This window comes from Methylobacterium sp. B1 (assembly GCF_000333255.1).
GTDB lineage: Bacteria > Pseudomonadota > Alphaproteobacteria > Rhizobiales > Beijerinckiaceae > Methylobacterium > Methylobacterium fujisawaense.
On sequence record NZ_BACT01000936.1, the window covers coordinates 1 to 1,864 of the forward strand.

The 1,864-nt window shown below is 70.1% G+C and carries 1 protein-coding gene and 2 pseudogenes; all 3 read right to left on the bottom strand.

What is annotated here, in order from left to right:
• Positions 1-687 (bottom strand): annotated as a pseudogene (locus tag I53_RS26335) (two-component sensor histidine kinase); the annotation flags it as partial.
• 156 nt (positions 688-843) lie between these two features.
• Positions 844-1,449, bottom strand: a complete 606-nt coding sequence (locus I53_RS26340) for a K(+)-transporting ATPase subunit C (RefSeq protein ID WP_043356455.1) — start codon at positions 1,447-1,449, stop codon at positions 844-846.
• A 22-nt stretch (positions 1,450-1,471) separates the two neighbouring features.
• Positions 1,472-1,864, bottom strand: a pseudogene (locus I53_RS26345) (potassium-transporting ATPase subunit B); the annotation flags it as partial.

Genomic DNA, 1,864 nt, shown 5'->3' on the forward strand with positions numbered 1-1,864 from the left:
CCGCAGCGCCAGCTCGCGGAGCGCCGTCAGGTTGCCGCGGGAGAAGTAGTGCTTCAGGGCCCGCTCGGCGTGGGTCGGGACGTAGACGTTGCCGTCCTTCAGGCGCTGGATGAGGTCGTCGGGGTTGAGGTCCACCACCTCGATGTCGTCGGCGCGGTCGAGGACGCCGTCCGGCACCGTCTCGCGTACCCGGATACGGGTGATCGAGGCGACCACGTCGTTGAGGCTCTCGACGTGCTGGATGTTGAGCGTCGTCAGAACGTCGATGCCGGCATCGAGTAGCTCCTCGACATCCTGGTACCGTTTCGGGTGGCGCGAGCCCGGGGCATTGGTGTGGGCCAGCTCGTCGACCAGCGCCAGCGCCGGCCGGCGGGCGAGGAGGGCGTCGAGGTCCATCTCCTGAAGGACGGTGCCGTGATACGGCACCGACCGGCGGGGGATCGTCTCGAAGCCGTCGAGCAGGGCCTCGGTCTCGGCCCGGCCGTGCGTCTCGACCACGCCGATCACGACGTCGATCCCAGCCTTCAGCCGGGCCCGGCCGATGGTCAGCATCTCGTAGGTCTTGCCGACCCCCGGGGCGGCCCCGAGAAACACCTTGAGCCGCCCGCGCGTCCGCTCCTCCCGGCGCGCCGCTTCGAGCAGGGCGTCGGGCGAGGGGCGGGTCGGGTCGCGGGTGGTCTCGGGCATGAACCTCGTCTCAGGATCAGTCTGTCTCGGGCTATCCGGCCCTCGCCCTCAGCCGGTGGCCTCGCGGTGCTCCGGCCGGATGCGCGATCCCCGGCCATCCCCTTCGGGGCCGCTGACGCGGCTTTTCAGGATGCGGGCGGGGATCGGACGTGTCCATCACCGACGGGCGAGATCGTCGACGGCGAGGTTCAGCGCCAGGACGTTGATGCGCGGCTCACCCAGGATGCCCAGGGTGCGGCCCTCGATCCGGGCGGTCACGAGGTCGCGCAGCTTGTCCTCCGGGATATTGCGGGCCTTTGCGACGCGGGGAACCTGGAAGTAGGCGGCCTCGGGCGAGATGTCCGGATCGAGGCCGGAGCCGCTTGTCGTCACGAGATCGACGGGCACCGGGGCGCTCGGATTCTCGGCCTTCAGCGCGTCGACATCAGTCTTCACCCGCTCCGCCAGCGCCGCGCTGGTCGGGCCGAGATTCGAGCCCGAGGAATTGGCCGCGTTGTAGGGCGCCGGCACCGTCTTGAAGGCGTCGGCGGGGTCCGGCGCCGTCGTCGCGGAGGGCCGGCCGTGGAAGTAGCCGGCGCCGGTGAAGGTCTGGCCGATCAGGCTGGAGCCGATGACGGTGCCGTCGCGCTCGATCAGGCTGCCGGCGGCCTTGGCGGGGAAGATGGCGCCGGCGAGGCCGGTCATCGCGAGGGGGTAGGCGAGGCCGGTGATCGCGGTCAGCGCGGTGAGCAGGACCAGGGCGGGGCGAAGCTGTTTCAGCATGGCGGGTCTCCGATGGACCGGTTCAGACGAGGTGGAGGGCGCTGACGGCGAGGTCGATGGCCTTGATGCCGACGAAGGGCACGAGGACGCCGCCGAGCCCGTAGATCAGGAGGTTCCGGCGCAGCAGAGCGGCGGCGCCGACGGCCCGGTAGGTGACGCCGCGCAGGGCCAGCGGGATCAGCGCCACGATGATCAGCGCGTTGAAGATGATCGCCGACAGGATCGCGCTCTGCGGCGAGGCGAGGCCCATGATGTTGAGCGCCTGGAGCTGCGGATAGAGGCCCAGGAACATCGCCGGGATGATGGCGAAGTACTTGGCGACGTCGTTGGCGATCGAGAAGGTCGTCAGCGCGCCGCGGGTCATCAGCAATTGCTTGCCGATGCCGACGATCTCGATGAGCTTGGTCGGGTCGCG